The organism is Virgibacillus siamensis, assembly GCF_039522605.1.
GTDB classification, from domain to species: domain Bacteria; phylum Bacillota; class Bacilli; order Bacillales; family Amphibacillaceae; genus Lentibacillus; species Lentibacillus siamensis.
Window position 1 is genome coordinate 90,057 of record NZ_BAAADS010000018.1, and the last position, 18,971, is coordinate 109,027.

The 18,971-nt window shown below is 43.8% G+C and carries 16 protein-coding genes; 4 read left to right on the forward strand and 12 right to left on the reverse strand.

What is annotated here, in order from left to right; translation table 11 throughout:
* Positions 1 to 140: 140 nt before the first annotated feature.
* Positions 141 to 1,613 carry a glycine betaine uptake BCCT transporter gene (locus tag ABD010_RS12870; RefSeq protein WP_343813748.1) on the forward strand — a complete coding sequence of 491 codons (1,473 nt, stop codon included), beginning with the start codon at positions 141 to 143 and terminating at the stop codon, positions 1,611 to 1,613.
* 147 nt (positions 1,614 to 1,760) lie between these two features.
* On the opposite strand, the gene rbsK is transcribed toward ABD010_RS12870, so the two are convergent.
* The 6 genes from rbsK to desA form a co-directional block, all read right to left on the reverse strand.
* Entirely contained in the window at positions 1,761 to 2,636 is an 876-nt protein-coding gene (rbsK, locus tag ABD010_RS12875) for a ribokinase (protein WP_343813752.1), read from the reverse strand.
* Between the two features lie 12 nt (positions 2,637 to 2,648).
* Positions 2,649 to 3,584, reverse strand: coding sequence for a nucleoside hydrolase (locus tag ABD010_RS12880; RefSeq protein WP_343813754.1), 936 nt, complete (start codon positions 3,582 to 3,584; stop codon positions 2,649 to 2,651).
* A 235-nt stretch (positions 3,585 to 3,819) separates the two neighbouring features.
* Entirely contained in the window at positions 3,820 to 3,957 is a 138-nt protein-coding gene (locus ABD010_RS12885; protein ID WP_343813757.1) for a hypothetical protein, read from the reverse strand.
* Between the two features lie 56 nt (positions 3,958 to 4,013).
* The gene (locus ABD010_RS12890) at positions 4,014 to 4,613 is read right to left on the reverse strand and encodes a response regulator transcription factor (RefSeq protein ID WP_343813759.1); all 600 of its coding nucleotides are present in this window, start codon (positions 4,611 to 4,613) and stop codon (positions 4,014 to 4,016) included.
* Positions 4,610 to 5,746, reverse strand: coding sequence for a sensor histidine kinase (locus ABD010_RS12895; protein WP_343813761.1), 1,137 nt, complete (start codon positions 5,744 to 5,746; stop codon positions 4,610 to 4,612). The genes ABD010_RS12890 and ABD010_RS12895 overlap by 4 nt, the downstream gene beginning before the upstream one ends.
* Positions 5,747 to 5,832: 86 nt before the next feature.
* A complete protein-coding gene (gene desA, locus ABD010_RS12900) occupies positions 5,833 to 6,885 on the reverse strand; it encodes a Delta(5) desaturase DesA (RefSeq protein ID WP_343814494.1) in 1,053 nt (350 codons plus the stop codon).
* A gap of 364 nt (positions 6,886 to 7,249) precedes the next feature.
* Between desA and ABD010_RS12905 the strand changes: the two genes are divergently transcribed.
* Both ABD010_RS12905 and ABD010_RS12910 read left to right on the forward strand, forming a co-directional pair.
* Positions 7,250 to 9,640, forward strand: a complete 2,391-nt coding sequence (locus tag ABD010_RS12905; protein WP_343813764.1) for an immune inhibitor A domain-containing protein — start codon at positions 7,250 to 7,252, stop codon at positions 9,638 to 9,640.
* 177 nt (positions 9,641 to 9,817) lie between these two features.
* Positions 9,818 to 11,059 carry a dicarboxylate/amino acid:cation symporter gene (locus tag ABD010_RS12910; RefSeq protein WP_343813766.1) on the forward strand — a complete coding sequence of 414 codons (1,242 nt, stop codon included), beginning with the start codon at positions 9,818 to 9,820 and terminating at the stop codon, positions 11,057 to 11,059.
* Positions 11,060 to 11,128: 69 nt separating this feature from the next.
* Here ABD010_RS12910 and ABD010_RS12915 read toward each other — a convergent pair whose 3' ends face one another.
* The 3 genes from ABD010_RS12915 to ABD010_RS12925 form a co-directional block, all read right to left on the reverse strand.
* The gene (locus ABD010_RS12915; protein WP_343813769.1) at positions 11,129 to 11,887 is read right to left on the reverse strand and encodes a hypothetical protein; all 759 of its coding nucleotides are present in this window, start codon (positions 11,885 to 11,887) and stop codon (positions 11,129 to 11,131) included.
* A 185-nt stretch (positions 11,888 to 12,072) separates the two neighbouring features.
* Positions 12,073 to 12,654 (reverse strand): DUF4256 domain-containing protein, encoded by a 582-nt coding sequence (locus ABD010_RS12920; protein ID WP_343813772.1) that lies wholly within the window; start codon positions 12,652 to 12,654, stop codon positions 12,073 to 12,075.
* Between the two features lie 614 nt (positions 12,655 to 13,268).
* Positions 13,269 to 14,681: a SpoVR family protein gene (locus ABD010_RS12925; RefSeq protein WP_343813775.1), complete on the reverse strand. Its 1,413-nt coding sequence runs from the start codon at positions 14,679 to 14,681 to the stop codon at positions 13,269 to 13,271.
* 208 nt (positions 14,682 to 14,889) lie between these two features.
* Between ABD010_RS12925 and ymzB the strand changes: the two genes are divergently transcribed.
* Positions 14,890 to 15,240 (forward strand): protein YmzB, encoded by a 351-nt coding sequence (gene ymzB / locus ABD010_RS12930; RefSeq protein ID WP_343813777.1) that lies wholly within the window; start codon positions 14,890 to 14,892, stop codon positions 15,238 to 15,240.
* A gap of 235 nt (positions 15,241 to 15,475) precedes the next feature.
* Here the strand turns inward: ymzB and yhbH are convergent, their stop codons facing one another.
* The 3 genes from yhbH to ABD010_RS12945 form a co-directional block, all read right to left on the reverse strand.
* Positions 15,476 to 16,648, reverse strand: coding sequence for a sporulation protein YhbH (gene yhbH, locus ABD010_RS12935; protein ID WP_343813780.1), 1,173 nt, complete (start codon positions 16,646 to 16,648; stop codon positions 15,476 to 15,478).
* Between the two features lie 184 nt (positions 16,649 to 16,832).
* A complete protein-coding gene (locus ABD010_RS12940) occupies positions 16,833 to 18,728 on the reverse strand; it encodes a PrkA family serine protein kinase (protein ID WP_343813783.1) in 1,896 nt (631 codons plus the stop codon).
* A gap of 35 nt (positions 18,729 to 18,763) precedes the next feature.
* Positions 18,764 to 18,971, reverse strand: a 208-nt coding sequence (locus ABD010_RS12945) for a hypothetical protein (RefSeq protein WP_343813785.1), incomplete at its 5' end; no start/stop codon positions are given.

Here is an 18,971-nt window from a genome sequence, read left to right on the forward strand (position 1 = left end):
TGAGAATGATTTTCAATTAAATAGCGCTTGAATTCATGAATCTTTTGTGAATGAAGAAATATGGAACAAAATTGCATTGCCATGGGAAATTTGGTAATGTTAAATATCGTAATTATGTCTAATATTTTATTGGGGGCACCATGAAAAAAATCTCGAAAGTATTTTTTATTACATTATTTCTAGTCGTAATTGCGGTTGCACTGGGGGTAGCATTCCCAGAAAAGTTTGAAACGATTACCGGAAATATCAAATCTTTTGTGGCAACTTCTTTTGGGTGGTATTACATGCTTTTATTATCCGCCTTGGTTATACTGGCAATCTTTTTTGCAGTCAGTCCATATGGCAGAATCCGATTGGGAAAAGATCACGAAAGGCCTGATTTCTCCACAGCGTCATGGGTCGCCATGCTGTTTTCTGCCGGCATGGGAATCGGACTTGTTTTTTATGGTGCTGCTGAACCTCTCTTCCATTACATGTCCAATGCGCCACTGGCAGAAGAAGGATCAAATAAGGCATTTAAACAGGGGCTGTCGTACGCATATTTCCACTGGGGGCTCCATGTTTGGGCAATGTACGGCGTTACGGCACTTTCATTAGCTTTCTTCCAATTCCGAAAAGATGAACCCGGATTAATTTCATCGACATTGAAACCGTTGTTTGGTGACAAGATGAACGGACCGCTGGGTGTTCTGATTGATGTACTGGCAGTTTTTGCAACGGTATTCGGAGTTGCAACATCACTTGGCTTTGGTGCCGTGCAAATCAATGGCGGCCTATCCCATTTATTTGGTTTTGACGTTGGCTTTACATCACAATTTATCATTATATCCATCGTGACCATCCTGTTTTTAATATCGGCATGGTCCGGCTTAAGCAAAGGAATAAAGTACTTGTCGAACGCGAACATGGTGCTGGCAGTAATCCTGCTGATTGTCGTTCTGGTTGTCGGTCCAACATTGCTGATTCTGAACATGTTCACGGAAACGTTCGGCCTTTATTTTCAACATATTATTCAGATGAGCTTCCGTACCGCTCCATTGGAAGGAGACAACCGGGGATGGCTCGACAGCTGGACCATCTTCTATTGGGCATGGTGGATTTCCTGGGCACCATTTGTCGGAATGTTCATCGCTCGTATTTCCCGCGGCCGGACCATTCGGCAATTTATTACCGGTGTACTGATTTTACCGACACTGATCGTTTCCATCTGGTTTGCCGCATTCGGGACAACTGCCGGCAATGTGCAAAACAGCGGGGTTGATCTGACACAATATGCAACAGAGCTTGTTTTATTCAATATGTTCGATCAGCTGCCATTATCCATTGTGTTATCGATTGTAGCCATTCTGCTGATTGGGTCCTTTTTTATCACTTCAGCCGACTCGGCAACATTTGTACTCGGCATGCAGTCAACGAATGGCTCCTTGGAACCGCCAAACACGGTTAAAGTAGTGTGGGGTATCGCACAATCGGCGGTAGCGCTGATTTTGCTGTATGTCGGCGGTTTGGCGGCTATTCAAAATACCATCATCATAGCCGCACTGCCATTTTCATTTGTAATGATATTAATGGTAATTGCGTTATTCCGCGCATTGAATAAGGAAATAAGATAGCAAAAAGCAGGTATCGTCCAGAGAAAGGATGATACCTGCTTTTACTATTGCGGTTGTTCACTCTCGGGCGGAAAGTTCTATCAGCGAAAAATCACTTTCTATCAGCAACTTCAGCTGCCCTATAGCATCAGTATTTCCGATTTTGCGTCAGGTCCCGGTCAAAAAAGCGTCCAGTTCTTTCCGTGTTGGCATTCCTTCCTGTGCACCAACTTTTTGAACCGCAAGTGCAGCCGCTCCATTCGCGAATCGGATCGCTTCATAAACGTCCTTTCCTTCAGCCAGGGCGACGGCAAGCGCCCCGTTAAATGCGTCCCCTGCACCAGTCGTATCAAGTGTTTCCACCGGATAAGCTGGGATGAGTTGTTCTTGGTAAGAAACACCTGAACTCCCTTTCGTAACAATCAGCTTGGATTGCAGCCGTTCAAGAACCGAAACATCAACATCCGTAAATAATTTGGTTGCTTCTGTCTCATTCGGCGTGATATAGGCAGCTTTAAGCCAATATTCATCCGGCAGTTCAGCAGCTGGTGCCGGGTTTATAATAAGTGGCGTGCCGACTGCAGCACACAGATCGATTGCATCCATGATGGCGGAAAGCGGCAGTTCAAACTGAATGAGCACCACATCGCTTGTGCGAATCACCTCATTAAATTCAGTTATATATGCCGCATCAACAGTATGGTTGGCACCTGGAGCAACGATAATACGATTATCATTGTTGGAGATGGTAATCGAGGCAATGCCGGTGCTGGTATCGGGATTTTGCCCTACGCCATCTGCCTGAATGCCCTCACGTTCAAACATGGCCATCATTTCCGTTCCAAATGCGTCCATCCCGACTTTCCCAACCATCTGAATCTGTGCCCCAAGCCTTGCAGCGGATACTGCCTGATTCGCTCCTTTGCCGCCGGGTTTTGTCTCGAACGATTTTCCGATGACGGTTTCACCTTGCTGCGGAAAATCATCCGTTATCGTAATCAGATCCATATTGATACTGCCAATCACTGTAATGACAGGCTTCATCTCAATTCCCCCTTAGCTGCTGTACGTCGTTAAAGCACGGTAAAACAGATCCCAGAATTTTTTCGGGTCCAGTTTGCCGGCGAATTTGGCATTTACATGATCCGAAGCGACCCCTTTGTGCACACATGTCATCCCATACGTAAATTCACCTTTTGTTTCCACATCAACATGAACCGGCTCCAATTGAAAAATGGATGGATCGATCAGATAAGCCACAGGGCACGGGTCATGGATAGCTGCACTGGTACGTCCAAGCAATCCCTGATAAGCATTCAAATAAAAGGTCAACATATCGCTGACCGCCGTTGCTACCGGGTTTCCAATTGCCCTGATTTCCTCGATTGTTTCTGCATTTGCCCGTGCCTGATGGGTCACATCGAGTCCGAACATGGCAATTGGTGCACCACTTTCAAAGACAATTTTAGCTGCTTCTGCATCGGCAAATATGTTAAACTCAGCTGCCGGAGTTCTGTTGCCATATGTACCGCCGCCCATCAGCACAATCTCCCTGATTTTCGGAATAATCCCCGGCTCTTTTCTGATTGCCATCGCAATATTTGTCAACGGCCCCGTAGGTACAAGTGTAATAGCTTCCTCTGATGCAAGCAGTTTTTCGATAATCAGGTCAGCGCCATGTACCCTGACCGTTTGTTTCACCGGCTGCTCCGGCATAGCCGTGCCATCCAGCCCGCTTTTTCCGTGAATATCCGCAGCAATCAGCATCTCGCGCACAAGTGGCCTCGAAGCCCCTTTTGCGACTGGAACATCTTTTAATTCCAGCAAATCACAAAGCCGGAGAGCATTCCGTGTATTTTTGTCCACATCGACATTCCCTGCAACAGTCGTAATCGCTTCAATCCGCAAATTGCTAATGCTTGATGCGGCGAGCATCAGGGCCATCGCGTCATCTTGGCCGGGATCACAATCAATCATAATTTTTCGGTTCATCCCCTATACGCTCCTTTTTAAAATGTTTGCATGCATCATACTCCGGTTTTAATTAGAAAACTTGGTTGTCATCATGCCTTTAGGTGACAGCCTTCGTTGCACTTATGCAGTAAGAAAGTTTTATACTTATCTGCCAATGAAAAGACAACTGTATCATAGTGCTGCCCGTCAAACATATACGTTCCCCTACAAAAATGTGGTGTGATTATATCTTATCACACCACATTCGCATCCGTTATTCTTCTTTCCTGCTGACAAATTGATTCGGTTCGTCACCGCCACGGGAGTTGCTGTTTTTATACTGGCTCTTTCTGCCATTACGGTGTTCCCCGTGGTTTTTGTTTTCTTTAAATTGATTGTTTTTCTCAGCCATCGTGCACCCCTTTCTGCAGGTTCACACCTAGCTTTTGACAATCAAAATCCGATTATTCACTTCATCCAGCCCTTTTCCTTAAAACGGGAGATGGCTTCAATCCGATTACTGACCTCCAGTTTCTCCAAAATCACGGAAACATAGTTGCGGACAGTCCCGGTTGTAATAAAAAGCTCTGCTGCTATTTCTTTCGTGTTTTTACCCCCAGCAATCAGCTTCAGCACCTGTTCTTCACGATCTGTCAGCGGATTTTCATTGTCATATGCCATGTCAACAAGTTCCGGAGCATAAATCCGTCTGCCATTCATGATTGTCCGAATCGAACTTGCCAATTCCTCACTAGGACTGTCTTTAAGCAAATAACCGCTGACTCTCGCTTTTCTGGCACGTGCAAAATAACCCGTCCGCGCAAACGTGGTTAAAACAATTACATGACATGGATCATCTTTCAATTCCTCCGCTGCATCAAGACCTGACTTAAGGGGCATTTCAATATCCATCATACAAATATCCGGTTGGTGCCGTCTCACCAGGGTCAGCGCTTCCTCACCATTTACCGCCGTACCTACAACTTCCATATCGTCTTCCAAGTCAAGCAGTGAACCAAGCGCTCCCAGCAGCATGCGCTGATCTTCAGCTATTACAATTCGTATCACAAACGCTCCTCCTGTCCCGTCTGCTGAATCACATTAGGCACGCGAATGATGATTCGTGTACCGTTTTTCACAACAATTTCAAGGGTCCCATTCATAAACTCCAGCCGCTCACGCATCCCTTGCAGCCCATTTTCTCCCGAGGAACCCGCCTTTTCGGAAATACCGATTCCATTATCCTCCACCTTCATCATCAATTCATCAGACGATTGCACTATCGTAACGTTACATACCGATGCCTGGCTATGTTTGACCACATTGGTAACAGCTTCTTTCAGACACATACTCAGAACGTTTTCTACCAATGGCGGGGCAGCCGTCAATTCCGGACTCCCCTCCAGCTGAAAATCCATCTGTGCAGCGTCCAACACTTGCTGAACCCGAACTGTTTCATCACGCAGACTAGCACCTTTCATATCGGAAACAAGCTCACGGACTTCTTTTAAAGCCGTTCGTGCGGTATGGTGAATGTCAGTAATTTCACTCCTTGCCTTTTCAGGTTTTACATCCATCACTTTATTTGCCAGGTCACTTTTTAACCCGATCAGTGAAAGTTTTTGACCCAGTGTGTCATGCAAATCACGGGCAATGCGCTGACGCTCCTCAAGTACCACTAACTGGGATAACCGTTGATTAGCATCTTTCAGCTGATTTTCCAGCCGCTCACGCTTGTTGCGGTTGTAGATAGTTATCGGCAGAAGAATAACTCCGATCACACTAATAATAATGAATGGCAGTTGTGACATAAAATCATCATTTTGTGTAAAAAAACCAATACTGACTGCTGCTAAAGTGGTGGCCAGATGAACAGCATAAAGTGAAATAAACACGGTTTTATTCTGTAAATTTCCGATATAAAAGGCCAAAAACAAGCCGAAGTAAACATAGCCAAGAAGTACAGTCATCACAACACTGATCGCCATTTCTATACTCACTGAAATGTAAGCCGTCCATCCCTCTGATAAAAAGGAAACCCGGTATGCAGTGAAAAAAAGCACGATCATCAGAATACCGAAAATAATGGCAAACGTGGAGGACGACCGGAACACAAAGTAAAAAGGCAGTACACAAAAGATAATCCACGCATAAATACTGAGGCCGGTGTTCTTGGGAATAATATGATACCAGTTCTGCATAGCGGTCCACCCTTTCTGCTTCCTTAAAGTATACCAAACAGATAGCCCTCCCATACAATATGGAAGGGCAGGTTACCAAACTTTATTTATTTTTCCTGGACAGCTTTTCTTCCAGTTCCCATTTGTATTCCGTTTTTTCGTTTACGCAAAATTTCTTTTACTTCCCTGAAGCTGACAAATGATTTGCTTGCCTCATCGTACAATCGGAACCGAATCGATTGCAGGCTGGACACCAATGTGATGGTTGTCGCCTTTTGCAGCGGTGGTGTTGATTCATGTGCCTCTTCCAATTTATAGTTAGGAACTCGCGGGCTTAAATGGTGTACATGATGAAAGCCGATACTTCCGGTCATCCATTGCATTACCTTTGGAAGCTTATAATAGGAACTTCCATCAACTGCAGCTTTCACAAAATCCCATTCACTTTCATTCTCAAAATAGGAATCCTCAAACTGATGCTGGACATAAAACAACCAAATACCCAGTGATCCTGACAGAAATAGGATTGGCAGCTGTATGATTAAAAAAGCCTGCCAGCCGATGGCCCAAATCAGCGCTGCATAAATAACAGCAATCGATGCGTTAATCAAATACGTATTCCATCGTTCTTTCGGTTTTGCTCCTTTTCGATTGAAACGATTCGACAATAAGAAAAGGTAAAGCGGACCCAAGCCGAACATAACAAGCGGATTTCGGTACAGCCGGTATGCCAATCTTCCCCAAAAGGATGCTTCAGCATATTCATCCACAGTCATCACCCACACATCACCGGTTCCCCGTTTATCCAGGTTGCTGCTTGTTGCGTGGTGAATGGCATGACTCCGTTTCCATTTTTCAAAAGCGAACAATGTAATAATCCCCGTTAACGTTCCAACAATCCTGTTTGCCTTCTTATTCTTGAAAAAGGATTGGTGGGTACAGTCGTGGAAAATAATAAAAATACGAATGACAAACCCTGATGCCACAACGGCAAGTCCCAGTGTCAGCCATACCGAAACCGATAGACTCTGATACGCAAGAAACCAAAGTAAAAAGAACGGCAGTAGTGTGTTCAATAGTTGTTTAATACTGGCTTTCATATCCGGTGTTGCAAACGAAGCAACACTCTTTTTTAATTGTGCCTGTTTTTGTTTACTCATCATTTCCTCCCAAAACGTACGAAATACCATCTCATAACTTATTTTAAAGAAGTTATAAACACTGTTGTAGACATAAACGTCAAGGAGTGGGTATGACAGTTGTCATGGTTTCATCTGTTTCCAGTATTCAGATATACATATTTTCACACGTATACCCCTCCGTTATGCAGCTAAACACGCGACACTACTATAGGCCTATTCCATATATAGATATTTTTTACTATTTTAGCAATATTCCTTTGAAAATATTTACAATATTCATTCACAGCTATATCATTAGTATTGTGAGATTAATAGATTTTGCAAAGGGGGAGGGACAGCGGGAATTCTGAAGATCATAACTTAGAAAAATAGGGGGAGTTTGATGGTTTTGAAGAAAAGTTTACTCATTTCCACGGCAGCAGTTCTTTCACTGGGACTTGGTACAGTGAATGCTGAAACTTTACAGTCGCATGACCCAGGCAATCATCTATCATCTGAAGTAACTCCGGCACAAGGGTCACCAACGGACGTGGGTATTGCAAACGATGAAAAACTAATCAAGATGCTGAAAGAAAACGGCACGATTGATAAGAATGCCACACATAAGGAAGCACAAAAAGCGCTGAAAAAGTACTTAAAAGGTAAAACAAAAACCAGCAAAGAAATGAAGGTCAATACTCCTAAAGATTTGAATCAAAATATGAAGTCATCACCTGACAAGAAAAATAATCCTTTGACAAACGGTAAAGGAAATAAATTGGGACTTGCCAAGAAAAACAATGTTACTTCCGTTGTAAGAGAAGAATATAACGGGGACGTCCGCAAAGACAAAGTATTGGTTCTTGCGATTGAATATCCTGATTATCAGCACAGTTCGATTACACAGGAAGAAACCGATATGTGGTATGAAAATTACCCGCTCAGCCATTTTCAGAATATGATCTTTGGTGAAAGCGGTTACGAAGGCCCGAACGGTGAAAACCTGATTTCCATGAAACAGTACTATGAGAAACAATCAGGCGGAAGCTACACAGTTGGCGGACATGTTGCGGGCTGGTATACGGCTGACCACCCGGCTGCATACTACGGTAATAATGTCCCTGCTCCGGATGGCAGCGATGCACGTCCACGTGAACTTGTATTTGAAGCACTGAAAAAAGCTGCACAAGATCCGTCGATTGATTTAAGCGAATATGACGTTTGGGATCGCAATGACTATGATGGTGATGGTGTGAAAGATGAATCGGACGGAATTATTGACCACTTGATGATAATCCATGCAGGTGTCGGTGAGGAAGCCGGTGGCGGCGCACTTGGAGGGGACGCTATCTGGTCACACCGCTGGAATCTTGGGGCATTGACGGCTATTCCCGGTGCAGAATCAGACAGTGACCGTTTCAACGGGAAATTAGGTGCCTACGATTACACCATTGAACCGGAAGATGGAGCAGCAGGTGTCTTTGCCCATGAATACGGACATGATCTTGGGTTGCCTGATGAGTACGACACCCAATACAGCGGTGCCGGTGAGGCAATTGGATATTGGTCATTGATGTCAGGCGGCAGCTGGGCCGGTAAAGTACCCGGAACAGAACCACCTGGAATGAGCCCATATGCGAAAGAAATGCTGCAAACATTGCATGGCGGCAACTGGTTAAGCGGAACAACCATCCATGCAGATGACGTAACAGATGATGGCGTATCTGTACTTCTGGATGAAGGTGTAACAAAAGGTACAAATAATGATGCTGTCCGTGTTGACTTGCCGGACAAGTTGAACGTACTAAACAAGCCTGCTGAAGGGCAATACGAATACTACGGCGGCAAAGGTGATGAAGCAGATCACAAGATGGTCACAACAATCGACTTAACAAATGCAATGAATGCAACACTTGATTTTGATGCATGGTATAACATTGAATCAAATTGGGACTTTGCGATGGTACAAGTTTCCACTGATGGTGGAGAAACATGGAATTCGTTATCAAGCGAACGAACTACCTCAGAAGTAAGTCCGGATGGATACCCGGCAATTAAGGAAAACCTGCCTGGTTATACCGGCTCAAGTGACGGCTGGGTGCACGAATCCATCGATATCAGCGAATATGCCGGTCAGGAAATAAAGCTTCAATTCCGTTCTATGACAGACTGGGCTACAAATCTTGATGGTTTCTTTGCTGATAACGTATCCGTAACCGCTGACGGAAATGAGGTTTTCTCTGACGGCGCAGAAGGTGAACCGAAATTCGAATTGAATGGTTTTGAAAAACATGATGGTAAGTACTATACAGAACACTATTATCTGCTTGAGTGGAGAACTCATAATGGTGTGGACGAGGGACTGGCACACATTGCCCGCGGCGACAGCCTGATGAGTTATGATCCGGGTCTTGTTGTCTGGTATGTGGACAAATCCTATGACAACAACTGGACAGGCATCCACCCAGGTGAGGGATTCCTTGGTGTAGTTGACGCTGATCAGCATACATTGTATTGGAGCGATAAAAGTGCAGCGGCATCCGATTACCAGATACATGATGCTGCATTCACCCTGGACAAAACAGATAAAATGTTCCTCGATTACAGAGACCTGCTTGGTGTAACGTTGAAAGATAACTTTACCAAACGTACACCGGTGTTCAGTGACGATGCTGACTGGAGCAACTCCGGACAGATTGACGCGGGACGCAATGTTCCGGAATACGGACTGAACTTCCGTGTGATTGGACAAAGCCAGGACAACACGGTAAGTAACGTATTAATTTATAAGTAACACACTTTGATCTGCCTTCAGCAAATGCTGGGGCAGATTTTTTTAGGTCAATTCCCCTTCTTTCCCTTGCATTGCATTGTTTTTGACAGTTCGTGATATGGTACTGTATGTTTATTATACATAATTCCTATTAATAATATCGGAATACGAACTAAACAGAATGGAGGCGGCACTAAATTGAAGGCAATCTGGCGTGGATATATCGAATCATCACTTATCGTAAAAATAACAATAGCTTTAATCCTTGGGGTGGCAGTCGGACTGATCTTCGGCAAGGATGCGGCTGTGCTGGCACCTTTTGGAGACTTGCTGATCCGGCTTCTGAAGTTTCTGATTGTCCCGCTTGTATTATTCACATTAATCGTCGGTATTAACCAGACTAATTTAAGCAGCCTCGGACGAATGGGCGGAAAAGTTTTTATCTATTATGTTCTGACATCTGCTTTGGCAATCATCACTGGAATTACTGTGGCAAGCATGTTTGATCCGGGAACCGGGATGACACTAAATACAGATGAGGAATTTAAAACGCCCGAGAATCCCGGGGTAACAAGTGTGCTTCTGAACATTGTTCCGGAAAACATTATAACCGCATTCAGTGAGCTTAATTTGCTCGGCATTATTTTCACTGCCATTGTATTCGGAATGGCCATATCGGCATTACGCTCGTCAACCGAGCACGCACAGCTTGGCGAAAGTGTCTTTAATGTCGTTAACGGCTTAAACGAAGCTACGATGAACATCATGAAAATAATCATTCATTATATTCCAATTGGCGTGTTTGCCATCATTGCTGAAGTTGTCGGGAATCAAGGTGCAGATACACTGATTGAACTCGGCAGCATGGTATTGGTCTTATATGCAGCACTTATCGTACAAATAGGATTTTATATTGTGTTTTTACTGGTTACCAAAATAAATCTGAAAAACTTTTTCCGTGAAGCTCGCACACCAATGATTACAGCATTCGTAACACAAAGCAGCTCAGGCACACTGCCCATTACGCTCCAGGCTGCCAAAAATATGAAGCTGTCGAACAGTCTTTATGGATTCAGCCTGCCACTAGGTGCAACCATCAATATGGATGGTGCGGCTATCCGTATCGCTGTTTCTGCGGTATTTGCAGCCAATATTATCGGAGATCCGCTCAGCTTTACTGACATGCTGCAAGTAGTTATTATTGGAACCCTGGCATCAGTAGGTACGGCAGGAGTACCGGGAGCAGGTATCATCATGATTGCGACGGTATTTGCCCAGTTGGGTCTGCCAATGGAAGCAGTTGGATTATTAACTGCAATCGATGTGCTGGTCGGCATGGGCTGTACTGGGTTAAATGTAACCGGAGACCTTGTCGGAACAACGATTATCAACAAATCGGAGAAAAAACATCAGATGGCCGACAGCCAGGAAAATGCGTGATAATTGTTCCTGGTTTTCACTTTAATGGAATGAACACAATGGCGATACGAATAGTGTATCGCCATTGGTTTATTCGCCCTTATTATTACTTTCAGCTTTTTTCCGCTCTTCCAGATAGAGTGTCAAAGGCTGATCAGAACCGGTCATAAGCTTATATACGTAGGAAGATGTCAGGTTATAGCTGTTTTCGATCCGTTCCGCAATATAATTGGTTCGCTCGAAAAGAATGGACCGAAAATGACTGACTTGCCTCAATGTTTTCTCCATCAATGCTTCCTGATTTTCCAATTTATCCATTACATGATGCTGATGATCGTCCTGCTTGGAAAGCTCCGCTGACATTTTTTTATGAAGATTTACCAGTTCGCCCATTTCCTCAACTAATTCCTGATTGGAAGATCCGTAATGATTTAATTTATCCACGATCTCCTGATTGGATTGCCGGAGATGCTCAATCCGCTCCGTAACATCCGCTTTAAATACATTCTCATTTTCCATCAGCTGTTTCATCTCTGCATGATTCCGGTCCAACACGGTTAACCACTCCATTGTTTCACTTTCGAATTGTTCATGCTGAAAACTGCGCTCCATTAAAGAAAGCAGTTGATCGTTTATTTCTTTCCACTGGTCAGCCTGCGTATGTTTTTGTTGCTCATACAGCTTTTCAAGGTTATGGAACGAGCTAAACAGTGTACTGTTCACACGGTTCTGTTCCTTTAACAGTTCATCAAAATAATCCAATTTAAAATAGCTCTGATTAGGCTCCTCAATTGACTGATTATTTCTGAAGACATCCGGATGTTCCGCCTTATTCATGAATAATCCCATATGGTTTCACGTCCCCTTAGCAGATTACGGTATTATCCTATGCAACAAATGAAAATACGGGACATTGAACCATCAGCATGATTAATGGAAAAAGCGTTCCTGCTTATACAGAAACGCTTTAGTAGTGAAAGCATAAAATTTATACCGTTGCGGGAAGTCGCTCCTTCAGCGAAACTGGATACAACTTATACTCTTAACGATGCGCGGAACCCTCTTCCACCGTAGTAGGACTCTGCCCCATTGTGATACACGAAAACGTGACCGAAACGAAAATCGCAAAAGATAGCACCACCACGATCTCTGATATCAGAAGGTGTTTTCACCCAGCTTGACGTTTTCTTATCGAAATCTCCGAGTTGCTGCAGCTCGCGGTATTGTTCTTCGGTTAACATCTCAATGCCCATGGCAGTTGCCATATCGATGGCGCTGTTTTTCGGTTTATGTTTTTTTCTTGATTCCAGCGCTTCACGGTCGTAACAGATACTCCTTCTGCCTTTGGGACTTTCCGCTGAACAATCATAAAAAATATACTCGTCCTTCTCTTCATCATGTCTGACAACATCCGGCTCTCCGCTGGTTTCTTCCATTTCATTGAGCGACCATAATTTTTGGTCATTTGCTTCCAGCTTTGCCTGAACATCAGCCCATTCCATACCTTCATGACGATTCATGTTTTTTTCGAAACGGTCTTTTAATGTTTGCAGTAATTCCTCACGCTGTTCTGATGACAACTTCTCGTTATAGACAATTTTCATTTCCTTTGTCATGTCGATTTCCTCCCTTATTATGTTTAGGCTTGGATTCATAATCGATCCGATAGTGTCTTTACTATTAATTCTATATTAATTACAGAAATTATTCCATTCTTATATGATGTTGGTTACAGCCTAAATTTTCTCCAGACCAGTTTCCTGAGCGAATTATTGTGGTGATTACAGGCATTTTAATAGGGAGTTTGTACGTTTGGATGAGGAATTCGCACGTTTTAGCCGGAGTTCGCTCGTTTGGACGGGGACTTCGCACATTTGAGCGGAACTTCGCACGATTCAGGACTATACACGTTTTTCACTTCACTTTAAAAAAACAGCTATTAAAAAATTTAATTCCTAACATACTTGAGACAAAAATGAAGAGGATGGGACAAAAAGTGTTTTATCAAAAGAAAAGACGAATTAACGTGATAGGCTCAGCCGCTCCGGAAATATACTTCGCTTTCCGCGGGCGGCTGTTGAGCCCTCCTCGTGCTTACGCACTGAGGGGTCTCATCTAGGCCTTTCCTCCCGCAGGAGTCTACGTATATTTCCTCCGCTAGTCCTTTGAACCGTTCGTCTTTTAATTTTCACTTTCTGATTTGTCCCAACCTCTTCGTTTTTCAGTAACTCTAAATATACCTTCTCGTCACCTTGCTCCCATTATACGTATATACAATCTGCTTTTCTTCCACGACCGTTTCCATATGAACGTTTCGTCCCCACAACTGATAAATATACGGAAGCACATGCTCCAAATAATGCAAATCAAGTTCCATGCCTTCATAACCATGTTTCAAATATAATTCGCCGCTCCGGAGATAGTCGCCATCTTCCACATAAATATATGGAAATCCTCCGTTAAGCCGCATCGAGATGAGCTGGTCACGGACATTTTCGTAATCCTTATCGGTAATCCGGTAATCTCTTCCCTGCTTTTCAAATAAATACATATCTTCTTCCTGAACCATTTCTTTCGTTAAATAGTTGCGGATAAAGGAAATATCGGATTCAATTTCCCTTGCCTCAAAAATTTTCTCTCTGCCCGATCCAGGCTCAACGCCAAGTTCCCGCATTCTTTCTGTCGGATTGTTGTATCGCTCCTCAATATTTTCATACATTTTGACCCCAAGATAGTATGGATTGATTTGCTGTCTGGATGGCTGCACAACACTTGCATTTAATGCTGAGAATTCCACGACCTCATCTGTGGTCAGGTCCATTTCTCTCAAAATATGCTGATGCCAGTAGGATGCCCAGCCTTCGTTCAAAATTTTCGTTTCGAGCTGCGGCCAGAAATAAAGCATTTCCTCACGCATCATTGTCAAAATATCACGCTGCCAGTCCTCAAGGTCCCGGCTATGCTCCTCAATAAATAAAAGCAGATCTTTTTCCGGCTGAACCGGGAACTTTTTATTCGCCAGCCGTTTTACTTTCTGCTTGCTCTCCGGCTTCTTATCCAAGTTCCATAAATCGTCATACGGTGTTTTGACCGGTGCTGATTCTGCTTCCACGTTGTTATTGACTTCATCGTTTCCATATTTCGGTTTGACCAATGAAGGATCGATATGTTCCTGAACGGACAAAACAGCATCCAAAAACTGTTCCACTTCATCCTTTCCATATGTCATTTCATAATAGGAAATCCGTTCAGCGGTTGCAGTCATGCTCTCCACCATGTCCCGCCGTGTGTTGGCAAACCGGACATTATTTTTGAAAAAATCGCAATGTGCCAGTACATGCGCAATGATCAGTTTGTTTTGGATCAGACTGTTCGTATCCAGCAAAAATGCATAGCACGGATTTGAATTGATGACCAGTTCGTAAATCTGACTTAAGCCAAGGTCATAATGCAGCTTCATCTTATGAAACTGCTTTCCGAAGCTCCAGTGACTGAACCGTGTCGGCATGCCATATGCCCCAAACGTGTATATAATATCAGCGGGACAAACTTCATAACGCATTGGATAAAAATCAAGTCCAAACCCTGAGGCAATTTCCGTTATCTCTGCAATTGCCCGGTCAAGTGCTTTTGTATCTGCCAATATAACCCCTCCCTATTGTTCGCGGCCATGTTTCCGATGAACATGGTATAGTTTATGTTCTTACAGCATGAAACTTGACCACCAATCACAAATTGGTACCAGTCTGTCTTCTATAGGGAACTTTTACGGTCTATCAGGGACTTTTCAATTTTTACCAGCATTGGCCACCAGTTCCCCGGCAACACTAACTTCAGGAGGAATGATTTCCATGCAACCGTTTTTATCAATTGAAGAATTTAATGAAATGCTGACTCAATGGAATGGGCAAACAATTAAAATTTCTAAACTGGAACTGGATGATCTGGACGAAACGATTGTTGCCCTTGATCATATTTCATATGCTGCCAACACAAGACGACTTGATGACTATGAACCACTGCATGCCCTGCAATTAAATGGCACCGGCAGTATCCAAACCGATACCACCGATGCCAGCCAAGTCCTGCCGTCATCACTGTATGAAATTCCGATTGAAGATGATTCCCTTTATGAATTTGACGGAACACGGTTTTTAATCAGCACATCACGCGGCGTGTATAAGATTGAATTGGTGAAGTAAAAAAGAAATTGGTGTTATATAACGCCGCTCCGGAAATACACTTCGCTTTCCGGGGGCGGCTGGAGAGCCTCTCCGTGCTCGTCGTGTTGCAAGTGATCTCAGTGAAGCAGCACTCCTCGCAGAAAAGATTGCTAACGCACTACGAGTCTCACCTATGCCTTAGCTCCCCCAGGAGTCTTCGTGTATTTCCTCCGCTAATTTCCTTATTGTTCGTTATGATATTCCCAGCGCCTGATCACACACCAGCTGCTTCTTTTTTCTGGAAAAAGTGTTTCAGTGCATGATAGACGTCCTCTTTTTCCTTAAGAATAAAATGCTGGAACTTTGGATTGTCAAAATCCTTGTAGGCGCGCATCAGTGTTGATTGGCGATTATATGAATTCACTTCGGCATATCCGAACATGTTGGACACATCCATCAATTCGTTCACGAGTGTCATGCATTGCGGATTGTCGGAGGTGATATTTTCGCCGTCGGAAAAATGAAAAGGATAAATATTATAACGCACTGGATGGTACTTTTCGTCAATCAGCTCCAATGCCTTTCGATATGCTGATGAACACATCGTTCCACCGCTTTCTCCTTTTGAAAAAAATGATTCTTCAGGAACCACTTTTGCCTCTGTATGGTGTGCAATATAAGCAATATCCACCATTTCATATTTCGTCCGCAGAAACTTCGTCATCCAGAAAAAGAAACTCCTCGCCAGATATTTCTCAAACGTGCCCATTGATGCACTGGTATCCATCATTGCGAGAACAACTGCTTTAGACTCCGGCTTAACTACATCATTCCATGTCTTAAAACGCAAATCATCGTTACGGATCGGCGTAATTCCCGGATCTCCTTCCGTCGCGTTCCGTTTGAGCGCGGTAAGGATCGTGCGTTTTTTATCAATATTGCCCATCAGCCCTTTTTTTCGGACATCGTTGAACTCCACTTCATCTGTCGTAATTTCGTCCTGTTCTTTTTCACGTAAATCCGGCAGTTCCATTTGCCTGAACAATACTTCCTCCAGTTCAGCCAGTGAAACCTCTGCCTCATAATAATCCTGGCCCGGCTGATCTCCTGCCTTTTTTCCTTTCCCGGATCCACTTTTCCCCTGCTCATCACCATTTGGGTCCCGTGCGATCACATCGCCTACTTCACTGTCTCCATCCCCCTGGCCAACATGCTTTGATTTATTGTAATTATAGCGGATTTTATATTCATCCAATGAACGGATAGGGATTTTAATAATATCCCGTCCATTGGACATAATGATATTTTCCTCACTGACCAAATCAGGCAAATTATCGCGAATGGCGTCTTTTACTTTATCCATATGGCGTTTCTGATCTTGAAACCCCTTGCGATGGAGGGACCAATCTTCCTTAGAGACAACAAAATTTTCCTTCTCTTCCCGCATGTCTTCCCCTCCTCTATTATTTTAATACATAGCATATGCAGCCGGCAGCAAACGTGTATATGCGCGCATGCACATTAAATAGAATTCGACAAAGTTCGGGTGATGCCTGTCACCTGTCGAGTAAAAAAATAACAAGACCGGATATTTCATCAGTCTTGTTATTCGATGCTTTTAAGATCATTAATCAGCGATTCAGCAGACTGCCGACGTAACGCAGCAATTCATTGGCGGACGTTGAATTGTAGCCATATTCGTCGATCAGCCTGGCAATCACTTCATTTATTTTCTTCAGTTGTGATTCATCCGGTGTCTGGGAGGTAGTGGTTATTTTCACAACATCCTTCAGATCCGCAAACAGCTTTTTCTGAATTGCTTCTCTCAGCCGTTCATGTGAATTATAGTCAAAACGCTTTCCTTTTCGGGCATATGCAGAAATACGGATAAGAATCTCTTCGCGGAATGCTTTTTTGGCATTTTCCGAGATGCCAATCTGCTCTTCAATCGAACGCATCAATTTTTCATCCGGCTGCATTTCTTCCCCTGTAAGCGGGTCCTGCAGCTTGGTTTTATTACAGAATGCTTCCACATTATCAAGATAGTTATCCATCAGTGTTTTAGCTGATTCTTCATACGAATAGACAAACGCCTTCTGTACTTCCTTCTTGGCAATTTCGTCATACTCTTTTCTGGCAACAGCAATATAGTTCATGTAGTCTTCCCGATCCTCATCGGAAATGGACGGATGCTGATCCAGACCATCTTTCAGGGAGCGAAGCACATCGAGTGCATTGATCGATGGAACTTCCTTGCGAATAATCGTGGAAGAAATCCGATTGATGACGTAACGCGGGTCGATTCCATTCATCCCCTCTTCCGGAAACTCCTTGCGCAACTCATCAACATCAAGCTGGTCATAGCCTTCCACACTGTCACCGTCGTACAGACGCATTTTTTTGACCACATCAACACCCTGCTTACCGGAGTCCTCCAGCCGTGTTAAAACAGAGAATATCGCAGCAACTCGCAGTGCATGCGGCGCGATATGGACATGTGACATGTCACTTTCCTTAATCATTTTTTGATAAATCCGTTCCTCTTGGCTCACACGCAAGTTATATGGAATTGGCATTACAATAATCCGGGAATGGAGTGCTTCATTCTTTTTATTGGAAATGAATGACCGATATTCTGCCTCGTTCGTATGTGCGACAATTAATTCATCTGCTGAAATAAGCGCAAATCTGCCTGCTTTGAAATTTCCTTCCTGGGTCAGGGATAACAGATGCCATAAAAACTTCTCGTCACATTTCAGCATCTCCTGGAACTCCATCATGCCGCGGTTTGCCTTGTTTAATTCGCCGTCAAAGCGATATGCACGAGGATCAGACTCAGAACCATATTCAGCAATCGTTGAAAAATCAATACTCCCGGTTAAATCAGCAATATCCTGTGACTTCGGATCGGACGGACTGAAGGTGCCAATACCTGTCCGTTTATCCTCGGACAGAAAGATGCGCTCAACCTTAACATCCTCAATCCGGCCGCCATATTCTTTTTCCAGTTTCATAGAATTTAACGGGGAAAGACTTCCTTCGATGCGAATGCCGTATTCCTTATAAAAATCTTCCCGAAGATGTTTGGGAATCAGATGCAGGGGGTCCTCATGCATCGGACAATCCTTGATCGCATAAACTGCCCCTTCGTCTGTTCTGGAATACTTTTCGAGTCCGCGCTTAAGCATTGTTACAATGGTTGATTTCCCGCCGCTGACCGGGCCCATCAAAAGCAGGATCCGTTTTCGTACATCAAGCCGCTTGGCAGCGGGATGAAAATATTCTTCCACGAGCCGTTCAATTGAATCTTCCAGTCCAAAAATACCTTCCCCAAAGAAGTCATACATTTTTTGGCCGTCTCTTTCGGTAATACCAGAGTTTTTAATCATATTATAAACCCGCGAATGAGCCGTCTGGGCAACTTCCGGACGTTCCTTCACAATCTCCAGATATTCCGCAAAGGTGCCTTCCCATTTTAAACGATTTTCTTCTTCTCTGTGGCCCCTCACTTTATTGAGTATATCCATTAACTTCCCTCCAACTAGGATGCGGTTAATAAAGCTTATGCAGGTGATTCATCTAACATGCTGACAACTTTTAAAGAGCTGACGCTTAAAAACACCCTCATTTTGGAGGTCAATGGAAAAGAACAAAAGCGGAAGCGCCCGTTTAGCGACGTACAAACTGTGCCCGCGCATCGCGGGTAGGTCGGCGTTGCCGCGCAAAGCGGCGGTTTTAGCCGATCTTCCTTAAATGAGATAAAGGAAACA

Bases quoted from the DNA above. Each gene is read 5' to 3' on its own strand.
- ABD010_RS12895 (WP_343813761.1), bottom strand. From the start codon at position 5,746: ATGCAGAACTGGTATCATATTATTCCCAAGAACACCGGCCTCAGTATT.
- desA (WP_343814494.1), bottom strand. From the start codon at position 6,885: ATGAGTAAACAAAAACAGGCACAATTAAAAAAGAGTGTTGCTTCGTTT.
- rbsK (WP_343813752.1), bottom strand. From the start codon at position 2,636: ATGAAGCCTGTCATTACAGTGATTGGCAGTATCAATATGGATCTGATT.
- yhbH (WP_343813780.1), bottom strand. From the start codon at position 16,648: ATGCGGGAAGAGAAGGAAAATTTTGTTGTCTCTAAGGAAGATTGGTCC.
- ABD010_RS12905 (WP_343813764.1), top strand. From the start codon at position 7,250: ATGGTTTTGAAGAAAAGTTTACTCATTTCCACGGCAGCAGTTCTTTCA.
- ABD010_RS12915 (WP_343813769.1), bottom strand. From the start codon at position 11,887: ATGGGATTATTCATGAATAAGGCGGAACATCCGGATGTCTTCAGAAAT.
- ABD010_RS12920 (WP_343813772.1), bottom strand. From the start codon at position 12,654: ATGACAAAGGAAATGAAAATTGTCTATAACGAGAAGTTGTCATCAGAA.
- ABD010_RS12870 (WP_343813748.1), top strand. From the start codon at position 141: ATGAAAAAAATCTCGAAAGTATTTTTTATTACATTATTTCTAGTCGTA.
- ymzB (WP_343813777.1), top strand. From the start codon at position 14,890: ATGCAACCGTTTTTATCAATTGAAGAATTTAATGAAATGCTGACTCAA.
- ABD010_RS12940 (WP_343813783.1), bottom strand. From the start codon at position 18,728: ATGGATATACTCAATAAAGTGAGGGGCCACAGAGAAGAAGAAAATCGT.
- ABD010_RS12885 (WP_343813757.1), bottom strand. From the start codon at position 3,957: ATGGCTGAGAAAAACAATCAATTTAAAGAAAACAAAAACCACGGGGAA.
- ABD010_RS12880 (WP_343813754.1), bottom strand. From the start codon at position 3,584: ATGAACCGAAAAATTATGATTGATTGTGATCCCGGCCAAGATGACGCG.